This is a genomic window from Calothrix sp. CBUCES-K 9914, assembly GCF_059640475.1.
In genome coordinates this window covers 1-5,775 of sequence record NZ_JBXXZH010000400.1, presented here as the reverse complement: position 1 = coordinate 5,775, position 5,775 = coordinate 1, and the positions used below count along the sequence as shown (strand labels likewise).

Genomic DNA, 5,775 nt, shown 5'->3' with positions numbered 1-5,775 from the left:
AGACTGACAAAAACTGTTGGACGCAAAGTATTCTCGCGCGCTAACGTTGCTTTCAGACGTTCGAGGTAAGCTTTACCTGGATGAACTTTAGTTGTGATATAAACCATGTTTGTAACTTTGCGGTCGATCAAAGCATTGAGTATTGATATCACTCTTCCTTGATGCGCTGCAATAAAAGGGTCGGAATAATCGCACAACGAGATTGGAAACCCACTTTGTCCTTCTGGTGTAGCGAAAATTAAGTCAAGTAAGTTTTCTAATAGCTTTGGCGGTGCAATAATATTTTTATGAAATTTCTCTGGATGATGGTGCCAATCACTATCTTGATGACAAACACAATATGCACATTGTACTGGACAACGATTTTCTTCATCTGGAAGAAACGGATTTAAGCTAAAGTACTTAACCGCGCGCTTAAAATCGGGTAGTCCCAGCACAGGAAAGTCATGTAGCATGTATTGACTCTCTTTTAAAGTAGTTTCTAATAAAGAGATTTCTAAAACTGTATTTTTCTCGCTTGTCATATTTTTATAAAAGTAGTATACCCTGTGTTATTACGTACTAAATTGTAGCTATTGTATCTAGTATGATATGTGTAATTATAAGTCGCAGTGACAAGAATCATTGTCTGAAAACTTTTTTAGTGTTAGATTTATGTATTTATAATCAAAAATTTATACAACAATCACATTTTTGTCATTCAGCGGGCAACAAAATTATGCAAATCCCCAAAATCGTAACGAAACGCTTAATTTTACGAGGATTCGAGGAAAATGATTTAGATGCTTACACTGAGATGTGCAGCAACCCGGAAGTTATGCGTTATATAGGTTCGGGACAAATATTGACTCGTTCGGAGTCTTGGCGTAGTATGGCAATGATGTTAGGACACTGGCACCTACGTGGTTATGGTTTATGGGCTGTTGAAGAACGTGCTAGCGGCGCCATGATTGGTAGAGTAGGTTGTTGGCGCCCAGAAGGATGGGTTGGATTTGAAATTGGTTGGATGATTAGACAAGCGTTTTGGGGGCGTAACTATGCAACTGAAGCCAGTTTGGCTGCTATGGAATTTGCGTTTGAAGAGTTGCAGCAACCGCGCGTTATTAGTATTATTCAGCCAGAGAATATAGCTTCACGACGTGTTGCAGAGAAGTTAGGAGAGAAGTTGGAGGGTACTGCTGAGGTTTTGGGAAAAGAAACTGTTATTTATGCAATTAGTCGCGAGGAGTGGGAAAATAGATGCTCATAATTATTTTGATCCCCTACTCGCCATCAATGACTTCATAGCGTCATCTGAAGTAAAACAAATTAGGACGGCATTAAATAACGCGCGGAGAAACCAAACTACGCGACACTGCATTAGTCCATATATTATGTCATGGACTGCGCGCGTCCGAAGTCGCAAGCTTAAACTGAAAGCGAACGCGCGTTTCGTCGTTACGTAGTCCGAGCCAAACAAGCCGCAGCAATAGCAGCATTCGACAAAATACATGAACACTAAAACAAATTGCATTATTTAGTACTTACATAAACTATAATTGCAGTTTTATGTCATTTAGGTGTCAAGCTTTTATTAAAAAATTGGCGTAAACAGAGATTTTCTATATTTGAGACTAGTTGTAATTTAATAATGTAAGCAAAAACACGGAGCCAATCCAAAGATGATTATTGCTTAGGAAATGGTTGGTGTTTTTACTTTCATCTATAGCAAGAATTTGAATTTATCTTTATAGAGGTTAATTATGCGACGCTTTTTCAAGTCTGTGGCAACAATCACTTTTGTCTCTATTCTCGCTTGTGTTCCTACCTTTTTATCATCTCAATCTGCTAGCGCAGAACAACGAATGAAAGGAAGTTATGTCGGCGCCGGAGTAAGTGTAGACAGCGATGGAGCAGCACCATTTGTGGGTGGAAGGTTAGATTTGGAATCATTTTCTATTCGAGGTACTGTAACAGGCGCCTGTGAGAGTGATGTATGTGCAACTTTATTTATACCTACCGTCACTTACGATTTTGGTCTAAGTGAAAACACTAATATCTATGCTGGTGTAGGTGGTTCTGTATTCACTCTTAGTGATAGTTCCTCTTCTGTTTCTTTAGGTACTGGTGCAGTCTTACAAGCTGGTGCAGAAAGTGCAATTAGTAAAAATGTTGTTGTTTACGGAGATGGAACTTATTTTACTAATGGAGGTGGAACTCTTTTAAAAGTAGGTTTTGGTTACAAATGGTAGGGTGAAAATTTTAATGATATTTAAAAGGAGAAAGTCATGAATTTAAAACAATTTGCTTCGATTGGAATTTTAGTTACCGGACTTGGATTTTTAGGTTTAGAGTCTGTAGATGCAAGAACTTTATTCCAAACATCTTCATATACAATAGCACAAACTTTTGAAGCACAACCAATTTATGAAACTTGGAAGCTAACACATAGTTTTGCTGGTTATGTGCATGAAAGCACTGTTGTGATGAATGGTCGTTCTGGTGTAATGAGAACTAAATATTTCAATCCTCTTACCAATAAAACAGAAATTGTCAAACAAAATATGACTCTTAAATCTGTGCCAAGAGGATTAATGCTTATAGGCTCAAATCCAGTTTATGATGGAACTTCTAAACGGCATCCTACTTATGCAGCAGACAATTTTATCTTATCAGTTCAGCCTGATGGTTCATTTCTTGTTTTGACTTGCGATAGAGAAAATAGGTGTTCAGACGTAGATTTTAAAGTCATTAAGTAGTCATACTAATCTATTTTATAAATCTTAAATGCTCCAAGAAAGTTTTGGAATGCGGGCATATTGCCCGCTTGTTTTCGGTATGGATTGTATGGTGGGCACTGCCCACCCTACTATTAAAAAGGAGATTTATAGAGGAGTTGCAAAATCTGACCTTGGCGATAAAAAGGGCGCCTTGCAAGATTATACAACAGCAATTCAATTAGACCCAAGTGCTGTTAAATATTATAACCGAGCTTCTACTCGTGACGATTTAGGTGAGAAAAAAGGCACCATTGCTGATTATCAGGAAGCAGCAAGACTTTATAAAAAAGAAGGAAATACTAAGAAGTACTCAGAGATACTAGAGACAGTAAGAGTCATCAAGTCCTTTTTACCTAAGTAATATCTTAATTATTTCAGCATATGAACAACATTCAACTTCAAGCTACAACAATAATCGCATTAACAGCCATTGTAATATTGCAAAATACATTTAGTAATTACATTCGACCAGCTAATGCCAATACACACGACCAATGTATGCGCCTAATAAATCAGAGTAACGCAAAAATCGAAAGAATTGCTAGGTAATTAAAACTGACTTTTCACGGTATCTTTAAAACCTCTCCCCCTACCCCTCTCCTACAAGGATACAGAAGAGCGATTCGGGGGTGGCGCCCATTATTTCGTAAAAACCGACGTGTAGAGACCGAATATGTAAGGTCTCTACAATTTTGGAAACAACGCAAAATCGTGGTAATGAGGGGTCAGACCTACCATGAGCCAGCAGTATCCTACGAGGAAAGGGGGTTGGGGGGTTAGGTTTTACGTGGCGTTTTCCACATAACGTGAAAAGTCAGGTAATTAAAAAGGTTTATAACGCAGCGAAAAATATAATCCATTATCCTGCAGCGAATCACCTTTATCTTTTACAGCAACTAAAGGAATACCATAATCTATAGTGATATCAAAACTAGGAGTTATTTCCCAACGTAAACTGCTACCAAAACTGGCAATAAAGTTTTGTTGAGGATTTTCGCTGCGATTATTCCAACCATAACCTAACTCAACAAACGGGGTAAATTGTAGACTTCTTACATTGCGTATAGGAAAAAAGCTATATTCTACAGAAGCTAATATACCATTATCTGATGTGATTTGGTTTTGACGATAACCGCGAACTGTACTAACTCCACCAATACTAAAGCGTTCCAGGGAAAGTAGAGAATCTGGTGTAAGTTGGGTATCGATGCGCGCGATTAAAGTTCTTCTAGGAGATATTTGTTTTGCCCATTGAAATTGTCCAACCCAAGAAAAGAAGCGTCCATCTGTACCAGAATTATTGATTGTTGCGTCAAATGCGTCGATACCAAAATTAAATTGCGAGCGCGCGGCAAAAACCTGTGTTGCATCACGTTGTAACCAATCTTGAAAAAATCGAATTGCAGTAACTTTTGATTCTCCGTCTTCTGGTCCAGTGGAAAAGGAAAAGGGAACATCATCAAGGATAAATGTTTGATTTCGACGCAAGTCTAAGCCTAAACCTACAGCAAATTCGGTTTGGGGTTTTCTGATGATGGGTTGACGTAAACTAAATGATAGGGTTTCGGAGTCGCTGCGAATTCCTAAATCATCAAACGGCGCCTCGGTAATTACACTATTATTATTGCTATAACGAACGCTAAAAGTACCATTATTGGGAGTTACAGGAAAGGTATAACCGAGACTGTAGAGATTTAAACCTTGGGTTAGTCCATATTCAGCAGAAAATCGGTCGCCAAATCCTAGAAAATTGTAGTGGTTGAGAAAAACACTTCCTTGAATTGACCCAACACTAGGAGATTGGTTATTTGCAATAATAATACCAGCACTAAAAGCAGGCGCCTCAGTCAAACGTAAAGATAAAATATTGAACCCCGCTTCTTTCCCTGCAGTTAATTCTGCCTCAACCCGTTCGAGTACAGGGTCAATTTGTAACAATTGTAATGCTTCCCGGAGCCGATTAACATTAAGAGGTTTAGTTATGGCAGGGTTGACACGACTGCGAATATATCCTTCTTGAAGTCTAGAAAGTCCAGTTATCTCTAATTTCTCTAATTCACCTTCAACTACTTGGATGTTAACAATGTAATTATCAGGGTATTGGTCTTCTCCGGGTTTATCTGGACGAAGAAAGGCACCTGATGTAACATAACCATTATCTATGTAAAGTTGAGTAATTTTTGTTCGCAATTCAATTAATTGTTCAAACGTAAAAGGTTCTTCTTTACCTTCATAATCTTTTTTAATTTTGTCAATTTCTTTTTGTAGAACAGTATTACCCAAAACATTAACTTTTTTAATTTTAAATTTAACGTTTGTATTCACAGGTGTTTGATTTGGTTCTAATATACCTGGAGTATTCAAAATAGGTGATGACTCTGGTTTAGATGTTGGTACCGGAGTTGGGGATGTATTTTGAGGAATAGTTTCGTTAAGTCGTTGAAGAGTGTTGGGAGGAATATTAACTCCATCAGGTGGGTTAGACTGAGCTATTACATTTGGTGTAAATAAAAATTGGCTGATAGCAATAAAGCTGAAAAAAGCGCGCGTTCTTCCTGTCATTGTTTAATTTTTCCTAGTATGATTTTATTAAATAAGGAGAGAAAAAGAGTATCTTAAGCCCCCCTTATTAAGGGGGGTTGGGGGGATTAAACCTCTACAACTCAGAACACTCATTACCCATGAAAATTTTTCCATTTGGTAGTTGATACATTCCTTGAGGCTCAACTATACTGTCACCTTTTTTCCAAGGGCGCCGTTCTTGCGTCTCTGGTAAATTACTAACACTACCTGTTGAGTAGGTACTAAGTGGAGCATTACCAGGACGCGCGCTTAAACCACCAGAACCTTTGAAATAAAATGTACCGCTTTTTTTATCTCTGGCAATGCAACTAGTAGCAATAATCGCATTGGTATCGATTGTGTCTTTATTTAATTCTGTCAGATTATTGGGAATAAAGCTATTATTAGGAGAATTTATATCAACAACACCAGAAACACCAAATTGGGAACTAAC

The 5,775-nt window shown here is 37.9% G+C and carries 6 protein-coding genes and 1 pseudogene; 4 read left to right on the top strand and 3 right to left on the bottom strand.

What is annotated here, in order from left to right; genetic code table 11:
• Positions 1 to 524: hypothetical protein (locus AC2JBO_RS42410; RefSeq protein ID WP_496959632.1), on the bottom strand; the 524-nt coding region annotated here is incomplete at its 3' end.
• Between the two features lie 194 nt (positions 525 to 718).
• On the opposite strand from AC2JBO_RS42410, the gene AC2JBO_RS42405 reads away from it, so the two are divergent.
• The 4 genes from AC2JBO_RS42405 (at position 719) to AC2JBO_RS42390 (ending at position 3,120) form a co-directional block, all read left to right on the top strand.
• Complete coding sequence (locus AC2JBO_RS42405; protein WP_496959631.1) at positions 719 to 1,249, top strand: GNAT family N-acetyltransferase; 531 nt, start codon at positions 719 to 721, stop codon at positions 1,247 to 1,249.
• A 493-nt stretch (positions 1,250 to 1,742) separates the two neighbouring features.
• Entirely contained in the window at positions 1,743 to 2,231 is a 489-nt protein-coding gene (locus tag AC2JBO_RS42400) for a hypothetical protein (RefSeq protein WP_496959630.1), read from the top strand.
• A gap of 36 nt (positions 2,232 to 2,267) precedes the next feature.
• On the top strand, positions 2,268 to 2,738 hold the full coding sequence (locus AC2JBO_RS42395) for a hypothetical protein (RefSeq protein ID WP_496959629.1): 471 nt from the start codon (positions 2,268 to 2,270) through the stop codon (positions 2,736 to 2,738).
• 28 nt (positions 2,739 to 2,766) lie between these two features.
• Entirely contained in the window at positions 2,767 to 3,120 is a 354-nt protein-coding gene (locus AC2JBO_RS42390; RefSeq protein WP_496959628.1) for a hypothetical protein, read from the top strand.
• Between the two features lie 461 nt (positions 3,121 to 3,581).
• On the opposite strand, the gene AC2JBO_RS42385 is transcribed toward AC2JBO_RS42390, so the two are convergent.
• Both AC2JBO_RS42385 and AC2JBO_RS42380 read right to left on the bottom strand, forming a co-directional pair.
• On the bottom strand, positions 3,582 to 5,321 hold the full coding sequence (locus AC2JBO_RS42385; protein ID WP_496959627.1) for a ShlB/FhaC/HecB family hemolysin secretion/activation protein: 1,740 nt from the start codon (positions 5,319 to 5,321) through the stop codon (positions 3,582 to 3,584).
• Between the two features lie 94 nt (positions 5,322 to 5,415).
• Positions 5,416 to 5,775: pseudogene (locus tag AC2JBO_RS42380) on the bottom strand (filamentous hemagglutinin N-terminal domain-containing protein); the annotation flags it as partial.